The sequence below is a fragment of the Portibacter lacus genome (assembly GCF_021533215.1).
Lineage (GTDB): Bacteria > Bacteroidota > Bacteroidia > Chitinophagales > Saprospiraceae > Portibacter > Portibacter lacus.
The window spans coordinates 161,027-182,542 of the sequence record NZ_JAJNKA010000014.1; the positions used below are offsets into that span (position 1 = coordinate 161,027).

14 protein-coding genes are annotated in these 21,516 nt (G+C 35.9%); 10 read left to right on the plus strand and 4 right to left on the minus strand.

Annotated features, from left to right (window positions below; genetic code table 11):
* Positions 1-38 precede the first annotated feature (38 nt).
* Positions 39-854 (minus strand): tetratricopeptide repeat protein, encoded by an 816-nt coding sequence (locus L2586_RS20305; RefSeq protein WP_235294784.1) that lies wholly within the window; start codon positions 852-854, stop codon positions 39-41.
* A gap of 596 nt (positions 855-1,450) precedes the next feature.
* Between L2586_RS20305 and L2586_RS20310 the strand changes: the two genes are divergently transcribed.
* Both L2586_RS20310 and L2586_RS20315 read left to right on the plus strand, forming a co-directional pair.
* Positions 1,451-2,647 carry a porin gene (locus L2586_RS20310; RefSeq protein ID WP_235294785.1) on the plus strand — a complete coding sequence of 399 codons (1,197 nt, stop codon included), beginning with the start codon at positions 1,451-1,453 and terminating at the stop codon, positions 2,645-2,647.
* Positions 2,648-2,674: 27 nt separating this feature from the next.
* Positions 2,675-4,366 carry a Na/Pi cotransporter family protein gene (locus tag L2586_RS20315; protein ID WP_235294786.1) on the plus strand — a complete coding sequence of 564 codons (1,692 nt, stop codon included), beginning with the start codon at positions 2,675-2,677 and terminating at the stop codon, positions 4,364-4,366.
* Positions 4,367-4,627: 261 nt separating this feature from the next.
* On the opposite strand, the gene L2586_RS20320 is transcribed toward L2586_RS20315, so the two are convergent.
* Complete coding sequence (locus tag L2586_RS20320) at positions 4,628-7,147, minus strand: ABC transporter permease (protein WP_235294787.1); 2,520 nt, start codon at positions 7,145-7,147, stop codon at positions 4,628-4,630.
* Positions 7,144-7,827, minus strand: coding sequence for an ABC transporter ATP-binding protein (locus L2586_RS20325; RefSeq protein ID WP_235294788.1), 684 nt, complete (start codon positions 7,825-7,827; stop codon positions 7,144-7,146). Before L2586_RS20325 ends, L2586_RS20320 begins: the two co-directional genes overlap by 4 nt.
* A 199-nt stretch (positions 7,828-8,026) precedes the next feature.
* Between L2586_RS20325 and L2586_RS20330 the strand changes: the two genes are divergently transcribed.
* The gene (locus L2586_RS20330) at positions 8,027-8,563 is read left to right on the plus strand and encodes an arylesterase (protein WP_235294789.1); all 537 of its coding nucleotides are present in this window, start codon (positions 8,027-8,029) and stop codon (positions 8,561-8,563) included.
* Between the two features lie 378 nt (positions 8,564-8,941).
* Here the strand turns inward: L2586_RS20330 and L2586_RS20335 are convergent, their stop codons facing one another.
* On the minus strand, positions 8,942-9,295 hold the full coding sequence (locus tag L2586_RS20335; protein WP_235294790.1) for a hypothetical protein: 354 nt from the start codon (positions 9,293-9,295) through the stop codon (positions 8,942-8,944).
* A gap of 150 nt (positions 9,296-9,445) precedes the next feature.
* Here L2586_RS20335 and L2586_RS20340 point away from each other — a divergent pair, with 150 nt between their 5' ends.
* The 7 genes from L2586_RS20340 (at position 9,446) to L2586_RS20370 (ending at position 19,414) form a co-directional block, all read left to right on the plus strand.
* Positions 9,446-11,161, plus strand: a complete 1,716-nt coding sequence (locus tag L2586_RS20340; RefSeq protein ID WP_235294791.1) for a tyrosine-type recombinase/integrase — start codon at positions 9,446-9,448, stop codon at positions 11,159-11,161.
* Between the two features lie 724 nt (positions 11,162-11,885).
* Positions 11,886-12,575, plus strand: coding sequence for an ADP-ribosyltransferase (locus L2586_RS20345; protein WP_235294792.1), 690 nt, complete (start codon positions 11,886-11,888; stop codon positions 12,573-12,575).
* Positions 12,568-13,155 (plus strand): hypothetical protein, encoded by a 588-nt coding sequence (locus L2586_RS20350; protein WP_235294793.1) that lies wholly within the window; start codon positions 12,568-12,570, stop codon positions 13,153-13,155. Before L2586_RS20345 ends, L2586_RS20350 begins: the two co-directional genes overlap by 8 nt.
* A gap of 87 nt (positions 13,156-13,242) precedes the next feature.
* A complete protein-coding gene (locus tag L2586_RS20355) occupies positions 13,243-14,004 on the plus strand; it encodes a DUF6090 family protein (RefSeq protein ID WP_235294794.1) in 762 nt (253 codons plus the stop codon).
* A 637-nt stretch (positions 14,005-14,641) separates the two neighbouring features.
* Positions 14,642-15,466: a hypothetical protein gene (locus tag L2586_RS20360; protein WP_235294795.1), complete on the plus strand. Its 825-nt coding sequence runs from the start codon at positions 14,642-14,644 to the stop codon at positions 15,464-15,466.
* Between the two features lie 2,693 nt (positions 15,467-18,159).
* Complete coding sequence (locus L2586_RS20365; protein WP_235294796.1) at positions 18,160-18,603, plus strand: hypothetical protein; 444 nt, start codon at positions 18,160-18,162, stop codon at positions 18,601-18,603.
* A gap of 94 nt (positions 18,604-18,697) precedes the next feature.
* A complete protein-coding gene (locus tag L2586_RS20370) occupies positions 18,698-19,414 on the plus strand; it encodes a carboxypeptidase-like regulatory domain-containing protein (protein ID WP_235294797.1) in 717 nt (238 codons plus the stop codon).
* Positions 19,415-21,516 lie beyond the last annotated feature (2,102 nt).

Below are 21,516 nucleotides of genomic sequence, written 5' to 3' on the forward strand. Positions count from 1 at the left end.
TTCAAACTTGCGATTCTTAGCAAAATAGGCAACACCTATTACTTACCTCCAAGTTCCTTAATTTTGTATTCAGCTTGCTCTTTATAATCTCCCTCTTTCACTAATTTATAAGCAGAAATCGCTTCAGACTTCTTACCTAAACCTTCTAATGCAAGACCTTTAGCAACGTAAAACTTATCTTCTATTTTACCAGTCGCCTTTCCAGCTTCTATTGATTTCTCAGCAGTTTCTAAAGCCCCTTGAAAATCTTTTTCTTCCACCTGGCATCTTGCTACATAGTACATTACTTCTGGCATGTTCTCGAATTCTTCTACGAATTTTCCAGCTTTAATAGCATCTGCATATTTTTTAGCGGCAAATAATTTACCTACAGCTTGCTTAGACCTTTTCTTAGCTTCTGTTACTTTCTTCTCATCTCCTGCAGCTTTTGCTACTTTTGCTCCTGCAATGTATGCCTCAACAGCACCCACTTTATCACCTTTCGCATTAAGCACTTTTCCTTTTCCAATAAAATTAGAAGAATACTCAGGATTCATATCCGCTCCATTCTGGTAAAACGTCATCGCCTCATCATAATTCTTAGCTTTCAAAGCCGCATTTCCAGCACTATATGCTGCTACCGCTCCATTTTTTGTTGCTAATTTGATAACTTTCTCATCTTCGTCTGCTGTCGCTTTCTCTAAAGCTTTGGACATAAAGTCATATCCTTCTGCAAATTTCTTTTCTTTCAATAATGCTAATCCATCATTATACAATGAAGCTGCACTAGCCTCAGCATCTTGAGCTGATACAAGAGATAAGCTAAATGCAAATACAATAAGAAGTGCAAATAAATTTTTAAACTGAATACTCATTCCTAATTTAATTTTAAATCGTTTATATAATTGAATTTTATAATTCTTCCGTGAAGACCGTAAAAATAGAAAATTGTTTAAAAAAAACGAAATTCATTATTTCTACGATGCCTTAAACCCAATTTTTAATACGTAATTCCACTTGTTAGAGTTCCACATATACTTGTTTAACCTTTATTTAACGGTTTATCAAAATTGTAATTTTATTTCTCCGACCAATGGAATTATCCGCTAATCTAACGGTAATTCACCTCCTAACACACTTCTAATCATAATTATTCCATTCTTTAATTTGCTCCAGAAACAACCGATTGCTCTAATTTTCATGATGTATATTTCTGCATAATCCTTCCCCAATTTTTAACAATTATGCAACTTAACACAAAGTTAACATTGCTTTTACCAATAAATTAAAGTAACAAAATACATTTGCATCATACTATTATGCGGAAGTGGAGATTAGGTTTCGGACAAGCTTTTTCTCTCCTTTCGCTTATTACATAAAAGATACAATTTCTTAATATAGTGTTAACATTAGAAACCATACTTTTGCATATCGTTTCTTTTAAAATAATAGTAGATTTATCAATTGTCCGATGTTTAAACCAACACTATTTTTATGGCTCCTCTGTGCCATCACCTCACTCAATGCACAAATTGAAAGTCCAAAATTCGGTAAAGGATTACTTAACATTACAGCCGCAGACTCTTCATTTACAATGAAAATTGGCTTAAGATTCCAGAATTTAATGATTTCAAATTGGTCTCAAGATGAAAACAAATCTTTCCAAGATCCTGAATTTAATTTCTTAATTAGGAGGGCACGATTAAAATTTGATGGCTATGCCTTTTCACCTAATCTAATATACAAGTTTGAGCTTGGTCTTTCTAATAGGGACATGAGCGGTGGAATAACTTCAGATTATAGCAATGCTCCTAGATATATTTTAGACGCCTCTGTTTTGTATAAATTTTCCGAAAATTGGGCGATCCAGTTTGGACAAGGGAAATTACCTGGAAATAGGGAAAGAGTAATATCCTCTGGTAATCTCCAGTTTGTCGATCGATCTCGACTGAATTCTAGGTATACACTTGATCGAGATTTTGGAGTCATGTTAAAACACGAGTCTAAGATTTTGAACAACTTTATTGTGAAGGAAGTCTTTTCTCTTTCTCAGGGCGAAGGAAGAAATATTACCTCAGGTAATAAAGGAGGTTTAGATTATACTTTCAGAGTAGAAGCATTTCCTTTCGGTGAGTTTAAATCAAAAGGCGATTACATCGGTTCTGCAATTGTCAGAGAAGCAATACCTAAACTATCTATAGGTGTCACCTATGATATCAATGTTAATACAGCAAGGGAAAGAGGTCAAGGTGGAAGTTTCATTCCATTTGAAGGTGGCTTCGAGGGTAGAACATTATATACCTGGTTTGTAGATATGATGTTTAAGTATGAAGGGTTTTCGATGATGGGCGAATATGCTAATAAAAAGGCAGAAGGTGACGACCCAGTTGTCTTGGTGGATGGAAATGAAATAGGTACCTTCTACACTGGTACTGGAATTAACCTACAAGCAGGATATTTTCTGAATAAGATACATGAAGTCGCATTCAGATATACCTATATCAATCCAGATGCTGCTGTGGACCAAGACGAAACAAGATACACACTAGGTTTTTCTAGATTTATAGTGGGCCACAAATTAAAATTGCAGACTGATGTCACCTACCGAGACAGGTCGGTGAGCAATGATGAAATTTATTGGAGATTCCAGATGGATCTACATTTTTAATATAATACAACTTTAACTTTAAGAATTATGGAATTCGGATTTTGGGATGCTTTACAGATAATCGGTGCTCTATGCTTTTTCGTCTATGGGATGAAAATGATGAGTGATGGTATTCAAAGGGCAGCAGGTTCTCAGCTAAGGAACATCCTTAGAACAATGACTAAGAATAGATTCCTAGGAGTAGGAACAGGTTTCTTAACCACAGCATTAGTACAATCTTCTTCAGCGACCACGGTTATGACGGTTTCTTTTGTTAATGCAGGCTTACTTACTTTAGTCGAGTCCGCTGGAATTATGATGGGGGCTAACATTGGAACTACCATAACAGGTTGGATTGTTTCGATTCTTGGTTTTAAAATCAAATTAAGTGCTTATTCGATACCGTTATTTGCACTAGGTGTACCCATGCTTTTTTCTAATAGGACAAAATTAAAGTATTGGGGAGAATTTTTGATTGGATTTGCCATTCTATTCTTAGGATTGAGCTATCTGAAAGGAGCAGTTCCTGATCTGAAGGGAAACCCAGAAGTCTTAGATTTCCTTGCAAATTTCACAAATTGGGGAATTTTGTCTAGACTTTTATTTGTTTCGATAGGTACATTAGTAACCATTATCGTTCAATCATCTAGTGCTGCAATGGCCATAACACTAACCATGTGTGCTCAAGGATGGCTTCCTTTCGAAGTAGCTGCTGCTATGATACTAGGAGAGAACATTGGAACAACAATAACCGCTGAATTAGCTTCCCTCGTAGGTAATACAAATGCTAAACGATCTGCTAGAATTCACTCTATGTTTAATGTTATAGGGGTCGTCTGGATGGTTATATTACTACCCTATTTCTTGCCATTACTTTCTTCCTTCGGGCAGCAATTTCTAGGAATGAGTGACCCATACCAAGCGAGTGGAATGCCTATCGGTCTTTCAGCTTTTCATACTGCCTTTAATTTATTGAACGTTATCATTATGGTGGGTTTTGTGAATACGCTTGTTAAAGTAGCCATATGGAGTGTTCCCGATAAAGAAGATGAGGATGAAGATGAACACAGACTAAAATTCATCAGTGCCGGTATCAGAACTCCTGAATTGGCTACTGTCGAATTGCAAAAAGAAGCAGCACATTTCGGTGAAGTCGCTAGCAAAATGTCTGGTTTCACTTCTCAGTTGATCAATTCAACTGCGGCGAAAGTCAGAAAGAAAATGTACAAGAAACTCCGTAAATACGAAAAGATTACGGATAGAATGGAAATAGAAATCACCGAATACATTACTAAAATTTCAAATCAAGAGATCACTCCTCGAACCAGTCAAAAACTGAGAAGTATTCTAAACATCTGTAATGATCTGGAAAGAATCGGTGATATTTACTACCAGATTTCTAAGACCATTGAGCTGAAAAATGAAAACAAACAATACTTCCTTCCGGAACAGCGAAACAACCTGAATCATATGATTGAGCTTATCGACAAGGCATTTGCAGAAATGAATAAAAATCTAGCACTTGATCATTATGATAAGATAAATCTACAAAATGCTCAGGCGCTAGAAAAGGAGATTAACAAATATAGGACAGAGCTAAGAGCTGATAATTTAGCCAAAATTGGAACAGAAGGTTATGTTGTTCAATCGGCTATGATTTACAATAACATATTCTCTTCTCTGGAAAGAATAGGTGATCATATCATGAATGTGAATGAATCTATTTCAGGAGAGATTTAGGCTTATCATCTAGGCTTAAACATGACTTGACCTAAGATAATGAATTTGAAACAGGTCAACTCAGAATAATTAAAAAGGCACATTAGTTATTACACCGATGTGCCTTTTTCCTTTTTGCATGGTTTATAGAAGCTTTCTATTTGTCAATTTTAGGATACTTAATATTGATTAATGTCCTTTAGAAAGTCTTGATTTTCTAATCCTACTGTATATTTCCTAGCAGTCTCTTTATATATGTCAATTTAAAGACCAGCCTAACATTTACCCATTATTCCGTAAAATCTCTAAAGGTGGCTTATTCACCACTTCTCTACTATTCGCTAATCCGATAAGTATCGTAATAAGAGTAACCAAAATAAAGATGACTAGTATAGGAAGCCATGAAATCGCAAATTCTAATTCGAAGACAAACTTGACCAATAAGAAACTAGAAAGCAGTGCAATGAATATTCCTGTGAGCGAACTCAATGCGCCCAGCAACCCATATTCCACCATATTAATTCTTAAGATCTGCTTCTTCACCGCGCCCAATGTTCGCATCAACACACTTTCATTAATCCGCTGATATTTTGACAAGAATAAAGAACTGATTAACACAATTAGTCCTATCAAAATGCTGAATCCAGCCATAAATTGAATTGCATAACTCAATTTAGAGAGAATATCATTTAACGTGACTAAGATAGAGCCTAAGTCTATGATAGAAACATTCGGAAATTTTTGCACGACTTCATTTCTATACGCTGCCGTCGTTTCAGCATCTGGTGTTTTTGTGACCAATACATGAAACTGCGGAGCCTCTTCAAGTACTCCCAGTGGGAATAGTATAAAAAATCGAGTATCCATGCTTCGGAAATTAATCTCCCTCAGACTTCCTACATAGGTTTTGATCAGTGCACCTTGGACATTCCACACTATTTCATCTCCTAAGTCTACATCTAGAGATCTGGCCCAAGATTCCCCTAAGGATACAAAAACGGAATCTCCTGGTTCTACCCTACTGGTATATTCGCCTGCAATAATCTTATCGTTCTTCGAAATCGAATCTGCGTAACTTACTCGCGCTTCTCTATTAATTGCCCATCTTCTCGCCGTCCTTGTTGTATCTGCTAACCATTCTTGCTTCGTTTTCCCCTTCCAGCCATACAAATCCATCGTAATGATAGGTGTTTCTTGCATTAAAGGCATGTCGTAATTCCGGGTGATTTCAGCTAATTCATCCTTTTGCTTCGTTTCGATACCGAACAAGATTGTATTAGCCTGATTTCCAGCACCCATTGCACCTACATTTCCAAGAATCAACCCTTGAATGATAAATAAAGTGGTCAATATCGCTGTTCCTAAACCTATCGAGACAATTAATGTCCTTGTCTGATTATTAGGCCTATATAGATTCGAAAGTCCCTGACGGAAAATGAAATTCCAATTCCTCGGGAAAAATTTACGAACGATGAAAGTTATTAATTTGGCAACGCCGAAAAGAATTCCAAAAGCCACCAGCAACCCGCCAGTAAACATTCCTGCATCTTTTATATTCCCAGTAAGGCTCCACAAAAAGCCAAATATAGATAGAATGATCAGGGCATAAATCCCCCACTCTAGTCGGTCAAATTTGCCTTGTTCTTCCTCGTAAGAACTTCTTAATGTTCTCAATGGACTAATATTTCTGATCCGTATTAGTGGAACCAATGCAAAAAGTAAGGTAATCACTGAACCGACCAATATACCTTCACCTATTGCTCTCCACGACATATTCATATCCACTTCATAAGGGAGGAAACTATCGAAGACGATCGGCAGTAACATTTGTATTCCGCTTCCTATCGCTGCGCCGATGAGCACACTCACCAAGGAAAGCACAAATATTTGAATAAAATAAATCAAAAATGCTTCGTTTCCATTCATTCCTAAACATCGAAAGATGGCAATCGACTTCACTTTATTCTTCACATAAATCAGAACACTACTCGCGACACCGATACATGCTAAAAGCAGAGATACCAGCGCAATCAAATTCAAGAAATTGTTCAACGACGAAAACGCTTGTTGTAAGTTTTCTTTCTGTCCTTCCACAGTCTGAATCCGCATGCCATTATCTCTGAAATCATCACGTTTCGAGTCTCTCCATTCATCCGGATTAAAATCATCAGCCGTTTTCAAGAAAATCGAGTAATCCACCAAACTTCCTGGTTGTATCAGCTCTGTAGCAGCAAGACTTTCACGACCTATGTATACCGTCGGTGCAAATCCAGATCCTAGATCTACACTTCCGAAGGCATTTTTCAGTCTTCCTCCGATAACAAAAGTCTCCTGGCCCAACTTGATAGAATCACCGATCTCTGCACTGTATTGCAGCATCATACCATCATCAACTAAGGCTGTTTTTTCTTTCTGAAAATCTACGTTTTCCGGCTCAGTTAATAATTTCCCATAGAATGGAAACCCGCCACCTAGCGCCTTAATTCGTACAAACTGCGACTGACTTTGCTGAGGCAGATAAGCCATAGAAAGCAAAGCAACTTCAGATGCTTTCTCAGCAGGTATCGAATCCATCACTTTTATCCAATCCTCTTGGAAAGGTTTATTACTTTCGAAAACCAGATCCGCTCCTAGAAGGGACTTGGCTTGATTGTCTATATCATTAACCAGATTATAGTTAAAGGAATTAATGGCAACAAGAGCTGCTACGCCAAGTACAATGGACGACATAAACAACACCAGTTTTGACCGATCACGTCTACTATCTCGAAAGGCATTTTTTAAGAGCAATCCTAATTTCATGCGTTTACTTTTTCGTCCGAAATAATTTTCCCGCCTTTTAATCGGATGATTCTACTTGTTTTTTGCGCTAATTCCATATCGTGTGTTACGATAACTAAAGTGGTATTGTGCTCCTTATTTAAGTCAAAAAGCAATTTCTCTACGACCACACTTGTTTCATCGTCCAGATTTCCTGTAGGTTCATCTGCAAATAAGATTTCAGGTGTATTGGAGAATGCTCGCGCTAACGAAACCCTTTGTTGTTCACCACCAGAAAGTTGGTTCGGATAATGATCCATTCGATCACCTAGTCCTACTCTTTCTAGCAATTCTTTAGCTTTCGGTCCAGCTTCTTTCGCTCGATCTTGCAATTCAAGCGGCAACATCACATTTTCTAGTGCGGTCAATGTTGGCAACAATTGAAAATTCTGAAAGATAAACCCGATGTGCTTATTTCGGATAGATGCTTTTTCGTTTTCAGTCTTATTGTTCAGGTTATGACCAGCAAGATTAATATTCCCGAAACTGGAAACATCTAGTCCAGCACAAAGGCCTAGCAAAGTTGTTTTCCCACTTCCAGATGCTCCGACGATGGCGACTGTTTCTCCTTTTTCAACTACAAAATTGACCTCATCCAAAACCGTAAGAGAACGATTTACGCTTTTATAAACCTTGGAAACATCATTAACTTCTAAAATCATTGAACCTTTTTTCTAATTCTTAAATCAATCTACCTTACCTTTAGCACTTATGAGAAATCGCTTTATAATGCTAACGATCGCCTTGCTTATGATACAAGGTTGCAAAGATAAACCAAATAACGAGGTAAAAGTTAACGACAATGAGACAAAAGTTGAAACCTTATCGACCAAACGCGAAAAAACGGGAAAAAAGCGCATTATGTTCTTCGGTAATAGTCTTACTGCTGGGTATGGATTAGAGGAAGGGCAAGATTTTCCGAGCATTCTTAGACGCCGAGTGGATTCTTTGGGATTAGAATACGAAGTGATCAATGCGGGATTAAGTGGTGAAACGACTTCGAATGGAATGGAGCGAATTTCATGGGTTTTACGAGAACCGGTGGATATCTTCATGTTGGAATTAGGTGCCAATGATATGTTGCGAGGGACGAGTGTTAAGGCAACGGATGAGAATCTAAGGGCGATATTGGATATAGTACAAGAAAAAAGTCCTGAAGCGAAGATTGTGATTGCTGGAATGCAAGCTCCACCGAATATGGGCGCTGACTATGTCAATGTTTTTAACAGTATTTTTCCGAAATTAGCCGAAGATTACGATGCAGCGTTAATTCCATTCTTTCTAGAAGGAGTAGCTGGAGATCCATCCCTGAACTTGCCAGACCGAAAACATCCCAATATAGAAGGCCAGAAGATTGTTGCTGAAAATGTATGGGAAGTCATCGAACCACTCCTGTAAAGTTTCCTGATCTTATCGCTTTTTCAGCGATGACATCAGTCTTCTCAGACAACAAGAGTAAACTTCCTGATGTTAGCGCTTTTCCAGCGATGACATCAGTTTTCTGATACTTATTATTCGATTACACTTTACCAGCATTGCTTACCTTCCTCTCGAAACCACATTTGATAGCCTCAGCTGAATGTGAGACCATCAAGTAGTTTCCCTGATGTTAGCGCTTTTCAGCGATGACATCAGTTTTCTGATACTAATTATTCGACTATACTTTACCAGCATTAATTACCTCCCACTCGAAACCACGTTTGATAGCCTCAGCTGAATGTGAGACCATCAAGTAGTTTCTCTGATGTTAGCGCTCTTCAGCGATGACATCAGTTTTCACTTCTTTCTCACAATCAACACTTTCGGAGAGCTAAATAACATATAAGAAAAATCATATATATGATGGTAAGTCTTCCCTTGATTATTAATCGAATATCCCGTCATATAGGTATAATTAAATTTCTTGCGATCCAAAACCATCTTACTCGTTGTCAATCGTGTCTTATTCTTCCCCATAATTTCAAGAAGAATAGATCTATTTCGATGAAGAATACTATCAATTCTACTCGTCGCATCAGAATTAACTTTCCTTAATTTATGATGATATTCATTCTTGCAAGCAATGCCACAGAATAATTTATCAGAGCGCCCATTGAACTCTTGTTTGCACATTTTACAATTCTTCTTCATAAGATATTTTTTACTGTCATCATCATTCCACAATCGATATACTCAATTATAACCGTTATAATCACTTATATCACTATTATATTGATTTTCAATGTTTTAAAAATTGCAAGTTAACCATTTTCTACTTATGATTACACCAAATTTAATACAATGCTTAAGATTTTCGACCTATTCCACAAGAACAAAAGACACATCGGCATCAATTTTACGGGTGGACAAACAATTAAATCCAAACTGCTAACATTGGACAATATAAGTTATACTGCCACACATACTTGTTACTATATCCCTTACTCTATTCAAGACTATGCAGCATTAAGAGCGTTAAACATTCCATATACTATTATCACAAGTGGTACCGCTGAAGCATCACCTTCTCTAAGCGATAATTCCACCATAGAAGTAAAAGCTTCGACTCTAGAAACTCCTAAACCTGAGATCACTCAGCTGGATTCTAGCATAAGTCTGGGAAAAGCACATATCCCTGCAATCTCATGGAGTGGAAAGGCTTTCATTACGAATATATCTTACGAACTTGAAGCGGTAACATTTCTTAAGTCACTCAAAGGGAGTTACTGGCATAGTGAAAATAAAGTATGGGTTGTGAAATCAAATATTGAAAACCTAAAGTCATTGCAGAACTATTTCGCTGGATGGACTGAAGAAGAGTATTTGAAACTATTTGAATTGATCAATTTACAAATGAACCCTCGGATAATAGAAATATATCTAAGTCCCGAGCGGATCAAATTCATTTATGTAAAACTCCGTGGTTTTGGGATCGATGTATCATTCATTAAAACCTTTGCACACAGAGAATATGACAAAGAATTCAAGCGGTGGATTCTACCTTTAGAAAAGGAAACAATAAAAAAGATCACAGACCATTATGAAAAATTAGGCGTTAAGATTATCAATAGAATTCCTAAAAAAGACATTGGAGAGTACTACGTTGCGAATCGGAGCATTAAGAGCAAACTATCTTATCTACTTAGCAAATTCCCTAGCTCTTTTCCTGAAATCCTAGCAAAATATGTTGATGTCATGTTGCTTCAAAACTACAGTTGGCGCACCATCCAGTCCTACACTGGAAAAATGGCTAAATTTATGGCCCATTACGGAGATATTTCCATTGCAACCTTAGAAGCGGATGAAGTCAATAAATACTTGACTAAAATTGCACAGACTGGAGTTTCCGAAAGTCTAATCAACATAACTTTAAGTGCTATTAAGTTTTACTATGAAAAAGTAGAATATAGAAGTAATTTCCATATTGAGCGCCTTGTCCGTCCGAAGAAAGGAAAGTATTTACCAACTATTTTAAGTGAAGTGGAAGTCGATCGAATTTTTAGGTCAATGTCAAACCTAAAACATTTATGCATCGCATATACCATATACGGCGGCGGATTACGGTTGAATGAGGTCTTAAATATTAGAGTCCAGGACATCATTTGGGACCGAAATCAAATAATTCTAAAGCAAGCTAAAGGGAATAAAGATCGGATGACGTTGCTGAGTCATACATTGAAGGAGTTAATGAAACGATATATTGAAGAATATCAACCAGAATATTGGTTATTTGAGGGACTCAACAGAAAAACAGCTTATTCATCAAGTAGTGTACAAAAGATAATTAAAGAAAGTGCCAAAAAAGCAGGTATTAAAAGAAAGGTAACGCCACACACATTACGGCATTGTTTTGCAACGCACTTATTGGATCGCGGCACAGATATTCGCTTTATCCAAGAATTACTAGGGCATAAGGATATAAAGACGACATTAGTGTACACCCATGTCACCACACGCAGCATGGATAACATCCAAAGTCCACTTGATCGATTAGGAAAAAATATAACGGAATTGTAAAAGTTGGAACGATGTATATATATTAGTGGGGATAAAGGTGAGTTATCTTCCATATTTTAGATTCTTACAGAAACTTAAGTGTAGATTTTCAATAGAGAAAAAACTAATAGTGGTCTTGATTTGAGTGAACACCTTTCGATATTAGATGTAAATTCTTAGTATTTTTTTGCTCTTCTGGTTTTTTCACACAATCTGTTGTTCTCGCGAGGAAGACTCGACTCAATGCCCTCCGATTTTTATAGACCTTTTCATGCTTGGCGTTTGCGCTGATCTGGAGATTATATTTTATTTGCAATTTCGATTTTCACTAATACAATCGCCACCACTCTCTTTTAGCAGCCATCTCTCAAATTTTTTTCCATGCTCGGTATTCTTTCCCTGAGCTTGAAGTAGATCTCTATAAAAGTAAGATTCTTACTAAATCTTATTGGCTAGCAATTGTTTAACACCGATATCCAAATTATTTTCCATGATTAATCAACTTCACAATTAAACCTAGCTGCTCAAATTGGTGTCAAAAATAAATTATTGCGACATAAAGTTTAAGTCCATATACAAGTTAAAAACAATGAACGTAAGATAACAGGCGATAAGGAAGTAATTTCGCCTTGATAGGTACTTGTCGATATGCAGTTCGAAAAAATTATTAATTTTAGAGGTAACGAATAGTGGAAGGCGAAACTCCTCCTATCGCGATACCGTTAGTGAGAATTAAAAATCAATAATGCGAAATCCTGAAGAGCTAAATCAACTAATTGAGAATGAATTGCTGCAAAAGACAAATTTTTCGATTGCTTATAAACAAATTATTAATAATGAATTCATGCAAAAGAAATTTGAAGCTCATGTTGGAATTAAATGGCAATATTGTGGCATAATAGCAGCATATAGTGGTGTTGCTTTCAGAGACCTAAATCCCTGCTTAAGATCCAAACACTATAAATGTGATAGAAGATATGTCAATATACTTTCGGAATTACTAACAGAGTCAATTAACCAACTCCAACAAATGAATGAAGTTGTATTATGCAGAAACGAAGGTCATGTAAACATGGATAAAGTCTCACAATGGTATGTTGACCATGTTGGAAATTCTGTTACCTACCCTGGCTTTACTTCAACATCACTAGATTGGCAACCTGTTGAAGATAGAGTTATATTTAAAGTTAAAACGAAAAAAAATAGTTCAAAAGCAAGAAATATAATACCAGTACTTGAAATCTTTCAACCTGAGAGAGCTAAAAATGAGAAGGAGATTCTTTTTGATAAAGACACAACTTTTCTAATTGAGAAAGTAGAAGCCGGAATAATATTCTTATCAGAGATAGATAAATCTAAAGGAAGTTTAAAACTCACAAATTGTTACTGGAATTTCTCTGACAAACGACAACAAGATATATTTAAAGATGAATAAATTTATCAAATACCTAAAAGAAAGGAGATATCATGGAGATATTTCAAATTATAAAAATGATTTAGGTCAGTTTGAAAGTGATTTCGAAAAGACCTTTAATTACATTGGAATTTTTCTCAATCAAAATATAATTATAGAGCAATACCTTGATGATATTTTGGAATTGCATTTAGCCAAAAATAGGAGTGGAATTAATGGTGCTGCATTTAAATCATTACTACTAAATGGAAGATTTTTTAGTATTCATGAAAAACAAAAAATGTTCGGCGATTTAACTAAGTCTACATTCTTACTTTTTAATCTTGTTAGAAAAGATAAATCAAAAAATATTAGGAAACTAATTTCAGAAGTAATAGCCCATAGAAATATTATAGCACATAATCGATTTGGAATAGATGTGAATAGTAAAAATCCGATTTTTAAATATTACGAAGGTGGGAAAATTAAAGAGTATGAATTATCAGAGGAAAAAATGGGAGAAAATCTTGATAATGGAAATATTGTTATTGAATTTCTGCAGGAATTTAAAATTAAATTAAAGAAACATGAAGATAAAATAGCTCAAAAAAACTCTCACTAACATGCCGAGATCACTGAATCCTTCCTTCGGTCGGACTCAGGATTCAGCTATCACGTTGTGCTTCATTAAGACTAACCAAAATAACCAATGATAAAATTCTTTAGAAAAATTAGACAAAAGTTGCTCTCTGAAAATAAATTCAGCAAGTATCTAATTTACTCAATCGGAGAAATTATGCTTGTTGTTATAGGAATTCTGATTGCACTACAAATTAATAACTGGAACGAATCGAATAAGGATAGAGAATTGGTGAAAACCTCACTAACATCTTTGAAAGTGAATTTGAACGAAGATATCAAAGACCTAAATAAGCAAATTAGCTATAACAAAAGCCTTCTGGATAATATAGATTTTACATTAAAACTTATTATTTCGCCAAAATTTGAAAATAAGCCTCTCTCCGTTTTTGCTGACAGTATTGGTGATTTAACAAATGAAAGGTTATTCTTGCCAAATATTACCACTTTTAAGTCAATGGAATCGGGCTCAATTTTTCCTCTCATAGCTGACCAGAAATTTAAAGAATCTATATACAAATATTATGTGCATCTCGAAAAACTTTCAAAAATTACAAACGAAAACAATCTATTTGTAAAGAAACATGTTGAGGATTTTGTATATAATGAAATGGAGCTCGGCACCTTCTTCCCTAAATCTAATCCACACTCGATGAATAGGGATTTACAATTGGATAATACTAATTTATTCAGAAACAACCCTGCATTCGAGAATGTATTGATTGGAAGAAAGTTTCGTGCGGGAGGAGAAATCTATACGTCCGAGAATGCTATTGTGGTGGCAAATGAATTGATAGAACTTATTGATTATTATTTGGAGTTAAATGATTAAAAAGAAATAACGAAAGCACAACAATGAAGATGACGTAACTCTAGCTATCGCGTCGAGTATCCGCATCTTCTTACCGTTATATCCTAGCCATGTAGATCGAGTACCAGCTCTAACATTCAAATTAGGCGGCCGCTCTTCTGCACAAATTAAGTGAGATCGAGCGTATTCTGCTTAAACTTTCACACTAAGTACACATGCAAACTTGCAAAAGCGGCTTACATGCAAATCGAGGAAAAACTAGACAATGCAAACTCGATCTACAGAAATTAAGTACATGTGTACCAATTCAAACATTCAAATTAAACGCCTGCTCTTTCAAATTAAACATGAGCGTCTTCATTATTATCATGCAAATTAGAATTATTCTCAAACTTGAATAAGCGGCTCGCAAATCTAACATGAGCGTCTTCATTTTAGTCTTGCAAAATAAACTTAAACCCAACATGAATAGACGGCTCGCAAACCAAACATGAATTCAGCAAGGAAAAGGGCCAGAATATAACAGGCGATAAAGAAGTAATTTCGCCAGTAAAACACCATTGACATATTTCATTTCTAAAAAATGTTTAGTTTTATTGACGAGAAGCAGTGAGAGGCGAAACTCCTCTTATCGCGTTCCCGTTAGTCACAAGGAAAAATGAAAAACAGGATCACAAATATTATGATTGTTCTTTTGACACTCTTGGGTTGCCAAGAACATGAAATCCTAAACAACATTAAGATCGTAGATCATATTGATTCATTAGATTGTACTAAGCAAAAACTGACTATCAAAATTGACGAAGCCGGTAAATTATTAGACACAATTCAAATTTCTGAGATTAAGGAAAATAAAAATGGAGTGAAATTATTCCAAAAGAATATCAATGATAATGGCGAGACTATATCAGAAATTTACTTTTGGGAAGAAGATAGCGAGCCTTTTTTAACCATTACAAACAACGATAAAATAGACCTTCATGTAACAGTAGAATTGTTCAAGAATTCAAAGGGAGACATAGCGGAATTACTGGTTACAGAAAGTTCTAACGGCAAGATTGATTCTTTCACTTCAAACTATATTAGAACTCATAATATTTTTGGCAAACTGAGGACTATTGAAACAACTTCAGCTGAAGAAATAAAATCGTTTTCTATTTTTGATAAAGGAAAAGTAGTTTTAGATCTTATAATCATGGAAAATGACACAACGAAAAGAACAGAATATAAGTACAGTGACGACAAACTTGAAAGTTCAGAATCTTATAGTTATCTCGGTGATTCAACAATCAGCGTTTCAAAATATATAGATACCAAATTAAGTTCTACCCAATTTTATGAAATCGAAAACTCTAGGTCCATACTTCAATCTGCGGTCATTTACCATTATGACGAACAAAGCAAACTAAGTTCGTATATTTCAACAGATTATGAGACAAATAAAACTGATTCTATCATTATCAAATACCAACCCTGTGACTAACATTATGCATGAAGTAATTCCTCCTATCGTCGGAACTCCTCATGCATTTGGACGTTATACTTAATGAATTGACTCCGTCAATTCATCTATGGTGGTACTTAGCCATTTAAAACGCTCAATTCCTTGAAACTTTTTTCGGTCGAGACTAGAATTTTGTCAGGAGAAGACGATCAACTTTAACGCGCGCCAGAAAGCAAACCAAACGAGTTCATTTCCTTCAATTCGATAACCAAATCTTGCAACGGTAAACTCATCTTTGTCTTTACTCAATTACTCAAATGTGATTTTACTTATTCAGCTTTTCTCTTAACGAATACGGAAACCTTCAACTTTCGCGCTTACAGTTAATCTAGCAACTTTGGTCACTCCAATCCAATCGTTCAATCTTGTCATGTTCCAACTCGTCTTCTCTTTCGTATTGGCGTTAACTCGACCGAAAAAAGTAGGCCAACGCATCGATCTTTGCGAGTCAGATCTTAAATGTTCAACGTATTTATCTCCGTTTGTAGCTTTTTTTTGAACTTACGAATGGCAAACGCAATCGTGTGTCATAAGATTTCTTTTTATCACTAAGTATAACACGCGATTAAGAAGTGAATTTCGCCTTAAATAATTCTTACTCCAACACATTTTGTCTAAAATTATAATAACTTTAGAAGTAACGATTTGCGGAAGGCGAAACTCCTCTTATCGCTATCACGTTAGAGTGCCACTAATAAAACGATCGCGCAAAAAACCAATGTATTTTTAATGTTTATGGTTTCGAATAAATCCACCTTCAAAAAAGCGACACACCTTGCTTATTCAAATGGTTTTTACGCTTGCGATAAGCCTTTGGCATAATTCTGATTTCTACTCCAATGAGTTTTTTTGCTCCACACTCATTTCATCCAAACTTCAATGCTCGCACCGAAAGCTGAGTTTGATTTGGCTCCGTCCAACATTAGAGATTCGGCTCCTAGCGCAAAACAAACGTTTGACTAGAACGAAAACCTAAACAGCAAAATACGCCTCACCTACCTTATTTGTTATCGCTAAACTCCAATGCACGATTCCTGCTCTTATGCTTTCTTGCCCTACGCGCGTTTTTCACTAAATCAGCACTATCCTGCTCAATAAGCGAACATTTGTGGCTTTCAATTCATCTCTGTTCGGCGCTCGGCACTAATTATTCGTCAACTGTAAACGTATTCCTAAACTTAAAAAAAGCGGCATCTAACATGCGATTAAGGAGTAATTCCGCCTTAAATAATTCCCACTCCAATACGCATTTCGTAAAATTGTTTATTTTTAGAGGTAACGTTAGGCGGAAGGCGAAACTCCTCTTATCGCTAAGACGTTAGAGTGCCACTAATAAAACGATCGCGCAAAAAACCAAGGTATTTTTAATGTTTATGGTTTCGAATAAATCCACCTTCAAAAAAGCGACACACCTTGCTTATTCAAATGGTTTTTACGCTTGCGATAAGCCTTTGGCATAATTGAGATTTCTACTCCAATGAGTTTTTTTGCTCCACACTCATTTCATCCAAACTTTAATGCTCGCACCGAAAGCTGAGTTTGATTCGGCTCCGTCCAACATTAGAGATTTGGCTCCTAGCGCAAAACAAACGTATGCATAAACGAAAACCTAAACAGCAAAATACGCCTCACCTACCTTATTTGTTATCGCTAAACTCCAATGCACGATTCCTACTCTAATACATTCTTGCCCTACGCGCGTTTTTCACTAAATCAGCACTATCCTGCCCAATAAGCGAACATTTGTGGCTTTCAATTCATCTCTGTTCGGCGCTCGGCACTAATTATTCGTCAACTGTAAACGTATTCCTAAACTTAAAAAAAGCGGCATCTAACATGCGATGAAGGAGTAATTCCGCCTTAAATAATTCCCACTCCAATACGCATTTCGTAAAATTGTTTAATTTTAGAGGTAACGTTAGGCGGAAGGCGAAACTCCTCTTATCGCTAAGACGTTATACTTAATGAATTGACTCCGTCAATTCATCTATGGTGGTACTTAGCCATTTCTAACGCTCAATTCCTTGAAACTTTTTTCGGTCGAGACTAGAATTTTGTCAGGAGAAGACGATCAACTTAAACGCGCGCCAGAAAGCAAACCAAACGAGTACATTTCCTTCAATTCGATATCCAAATCTTGCAACGGTAAACTCATCAATGTCTTTGCTCAATTGCTGAAAAGGTGTTTTTATTAATTCAGTTTTTCACTTATTCGATACGGAAACCTTCAACTTTCGCGCTTACAGTTAATCTAGCAACTTTGGTCAATCCAATCCAATCGTTCAATCTTGTCATGTTCCAACTCGTCTTCTCTTTCGTATTGGCGTTAACTCGACCGAAAAAAGGATGCCAACGCACCGATCTTTGCGAGTCAGATCTTAAACGTTCAACGTATTTATCTCCGCTTGTAGCTTTTTTTAGAATTTACGAATGGCAAACGCGATCGTGTGTCTTAAGATTTCTTTTTATCACTAAGTATAACACGCGATTAAGAAGTGAATTTCGCCTTAAATTATTCCTACTTCAACACATTTTACCTAAAATTATATAACTTTAGAGGAAACGATTTGCGGAAGGCGAAACTCCTCTTATCGCTATCACGTTATAGATCATTTTTTTAACCCGAGTGAAGTATGGGACTTGATTCTTGTGAAGAATATTAAATCATTAAAATGCGGATTGACAAATCAAATAAATCTGAAAAATTAAGAAATTTTGCAGCCTGGGTAGAGACCTTAGATGAAAGGATAATTGATTGGCTCAACAATTTAGATACTTCAACAAAAATCAAGATGAATTTCTCAATCGATTCCCTCGATGAAGTTGAGAAGTTTTTGATTAAGAATTTCACATTAGATTCGCTCAATGTTCAATCAAACAAATATGCAATTGATGGAATAGCATCTTATGTTTTGAAAGTATTTGAAAAACACTGGAATCCATCACAGTATACGATCGAGCTTGATGACCCAAAGAATATACTCTTTAACAGGCCGGCTATAATAACTCAACCTCAAATAGGAGCTGCTTTCAGTCCTTACATGTTTATTAGTGGCATAATCAACCTAAAAAGAATTGGGATCTTAAGAAAAAACTTAGAGTCTAGAATGAAATAATAGCCAAATTGTGATATGACAAAACCTTCAACTCGATAACAATGCACTTTCGAAATCATATACACAACTTAATTGAGCTGTACGTTAAAATATTATGAAAAGAAAAACCAATATTCAGGAATTTAAAATTGCCAATTCTTGTACTGCTGATTGGAATAAAATGAGTAATGATGAAGCAAATCGACATTGCCAATTATGCAATAAAACTGTTTATGATTTTACTAATCTAAAAGAAAATGAAATAATTGACTTCTTTGAAAACCAACATAAACAAGCAAGCAAGACATGCGGTAGATTCAACAAAGATCAACTAAAGGGTATAAATCTAAGTCTAAACGGCAAATCCAATTATTTAACTCGTGTATCTCCAATTCTTGTTGGACTTATGCTTACAAGTGCAAGTTGTAAAGTATACAAACAAGACCAAATTGTTTGCAATGAGCATATCTCAACAATTGAAATACTCGATCAACTAGATAGTTCTAATCTAGCAGAAAACAAGATTTACGGTCAGATCTTAGATGAAAATAATGAGCCTCTTCCTTTTGCCACAGCACATATTAAAGGTACCGAACGAGGAGTTGAATCAGACTTCTACGGTAAATTTGAATTAGACATCAGTGGATTAGATCTTAATGAAACCTATTTGCAAACAAGCTATATTGGATACCATTCATTTGAAGTTAAGTTATTTGATATTAAAGAGAATAAATTTAAAATTACCTTAGCTGATCCTCGAGAATTAATGGGAGACGTTATTGTTGTATATAAACCACGAATAAAGAATATATTTAAACGCAAAACAAATTAAGAACGATCTATAACATGCGACATCGCATAAGCCTTCCTTCGTCTGGCCTCTGGATGTCGCTATCCCGTTATACTTAATGAATTGACTCCGTCAATTCATCTATGGTGGTACTTAAGCCATTTATAACGCTCAATTCCTTGAAACTTTTTTCGGTCGAGACTAAAATTTTGTCAGGAGAAGACGATCAACTTTAACGCGCGCCAGAAAGCAAACCAAACGAGTACATTTCCTTCAATGCGATAACCAAATCTTGCAACGGTAAACTCATCAATGTCTTTGCTCAATTGCTGAAAAGGAGTTTTTATTTATTCAGATTTTCACTTAATGAATACGGAAACCTTCAACTTTCGCGCTTACAGTTAATCTAGCAACTTTGCTCTCTCCAATCCAATCGTTCAATCTTGTCATGTTCCAACTCGTCTTCTCTTTCGTATTGGCGCTAACTCGACCGAAAAAAGTTGGCCAACGCACCGATCTTTGTGAGTCAGATCTTAAACGTTAAATACATCAATCTCCGCTTGTAGCTTTTTTTAGAATTTATGAATGGCAAACGCAATCGTGTGTCATAAGATTTCTTTTTATCACTAAGTATAACACGCGATTAAGAAGTGAATTTCGCCTTAAATAATTCCTACTCCAACACATTTTACCTAAAATTATATAACTTTAGAGGTAACGATTTGCGGAAGGCGAAACTCCTCTTATCGCTATCACGTTATACTTAATGAATTGACTCCGTCAATTCATCTATGGTGGTACTTTAGCCATTTCTAACGCTCAATTCCTTGAAACTTTTTTCGGTCGAGACTAGAATTTTGTCAGGAGAAGACGATAAACTTTAACGCACGCCAGAAAGCAAACCAAACGAGTACAATTCCTTCAATTCGAACACCAAATCTTGCAACGGTAAACTCATCTTTGGCTTTGCTCAATTACTCAAATGTGATTTTACTTATTCAGCTTTTCTCTTAACGAATACGGAAACCTTCAACTTTCGCGCTTTCAGTATACTAGCAACTTTGCTCTCTCCAATCCAAGCGATCAATTTTATCATGTTCCAACTCGTCTGCTCTTTCGTATTGGCGTTAACTCGACCGAAAAAAGTAGGCCAACACACCGATCTTTGCGAGTCAGATCTTAAACGTTAAATACATCAATCTCCGTTTGTAGCTTTTTTTAGAATTTACGAATGGCAAACGCAATCGTGTGTCATAAGATTTTTTTTATCACTAAGTATAACACGCGATTAAGAAGTGAATTTCGCCTTAAATTATACCCACTCCAACACATTTTGTCTAAAATTACATAACTTTAGAGGTAACGATTTGCGGAAGGCGAAACTCCTCTTATCGCTATCCCGTTATATTAGAATAAATTGACTCCGTCAATTCATTCTAGTTGTACTTAGGCCATTTCTATCGCTCAATTCCTTGAAACTTTTTTCGGTCGAAGCTAAAATTTTGTCAGGAGAAGACGATCAACTTAAACGCGCGCCAGAAAGCAAACAAAACGAGTGCAATTCCTTCAATTCGATAACTAAATCTTGTAACGGTAAACTCATCTATGGTTTTGCTCAATTGTTGAAAAAGTGTTTCTATTTATTCAGATTTTCACTTAATGAATACGGAAACCTTCAACTTTCGCGCTTACAGTTAATCTAGCAACTTTGCTCAATCCAATCCAAACGTTCAATCTTGTCATGTTCCAACTCGTCTTCTCTTTCGTATTTTCGTTAGCTCGACCGAAAAAAGTATGCCAACGCACCGATCTTTGTGAGTCAGATCTTAAACGTTCAATATATCAATCTCCGTTTGTAGCTTCTTTTTGAATTTACGAATGGCAAACGCAATCGTGTGTCTTGAGATTTCTTTTTATTACTCTATATAACACGCGATTAAGAAGTGAATTTCGCCTTAAATAATTCCTACTCCAACACATTTTACCTGAAATTATATAACTTTAGAGGTAACGATTTGCGGAAGGCGAAACTCCTCTTATCGCTATCACGTTATACTTAATGAATTGACTCCGTCAATTCATCTATGGTGGTACTTAGCCATTTAAAACGCTCAATTCCTTGAAACTTTTTTCGGTCGAGACTA

Excerpts from the sequence above, each read along its gene's own strand:
- L2586_RS20345 (WP_235294792.1), top strand. The coding sequence starts at position 11,886 with ATGCGAAATCCTGAAGAGCTAAATCAACTAATTGAGAATGAATTGCTG.
- L2586_RS20370 (WP_235294797.1), top strand. The coding sequence starts at position 18,698 with ATGAAAAGAAAAACCAATATTCAGGAATTTAAAATTGCCAATTCTTGT.
- L2586_RS20330 (WP_235294789.1), top strand. The coding sequence starts at position 8,027 with ATGTTCTTCGGTAATAGTCTTACTGCTGGGTATGGATTAGAGGAAGGG.
- L2586_RS20335 (WP_235294790.1), bottom strand. The coding sequence starts at position 9,295 with ATGAAGAAGAATTGTAAAATGTGCAAACAAGAGTTCAATGGGCGCTCT.
- L2586_RS20365 (WP_235294796.1), top strand. The coding sequence starts at position 18,160 with ATGCGGATTGACAAATCAAATAAATCTGAAAAATTAAGAAATTTTGCA.
- L2586_RS20340 (WP_235294791.1), top strand. The coding sequence starts at position 9,446 with ATGCTTAAGATTTTCGACCTATTCCACAAGAACAAAAGACACATCGGC.
- L2586_RS20315 (WP_235294786.1), top strand. The coding sequence starts at position 2,675 with ATGGAATTCGGATTTTGGGATGCTTTACAGATAATCGGTGCTCTATGC.
- L2586_RS20305 (WP_235294784.1), bottom strand. The coding sequence starts at position 854 with ATGAGTATTCAGTTTAAAAATTTATTTGCACTTCTTATTGTATTTGCA.
- L2586_RS20325 (WP_235294788.1), bottom strand. The coding sequence starts at position 7,827 with ATGATTTTAGAAGTTAATGATGTTTCCAAGGTTTATAAAAGCGTAAAT.
- L2586_RS20360 (WP_235294795.1), top strand. The coding sequence starts at position 14,642 with ATGAAAAACAGGATCACAAATATTATGATTGTTCTTTTGACACTCTTG.
- L2586_RS20350 (WP_235294793.1), top strand. The coding sequence starts at position 12,568 with ATGAATAAATTTATCAAATACCTAAAAGAAAGGAGATATCATGGAGAT.
- L2586_RS20310 (WP_235294785.1), top strand. The coding sequence starts at position 1,451 with ATGTTTAAACCAACACTATTTTTATGGCTCCTCTGTGCCATCACCTCA.
- L2586_RS20320 (WP_235294787.1), bottom strand. The coding sequence starts at position 7,147 with ATGAAATTAGGATTGCTCTTAAAAAATGCCTTTCGAGATAGTAGACGT.
- L2586_RS20355 (WP_235294794.1), top strand. The coding sequence starts at position 13,243 with ATGATAAAATTCTTTAGAAAAATTAGACAAAAGTTGCTCTCTGAAAAT.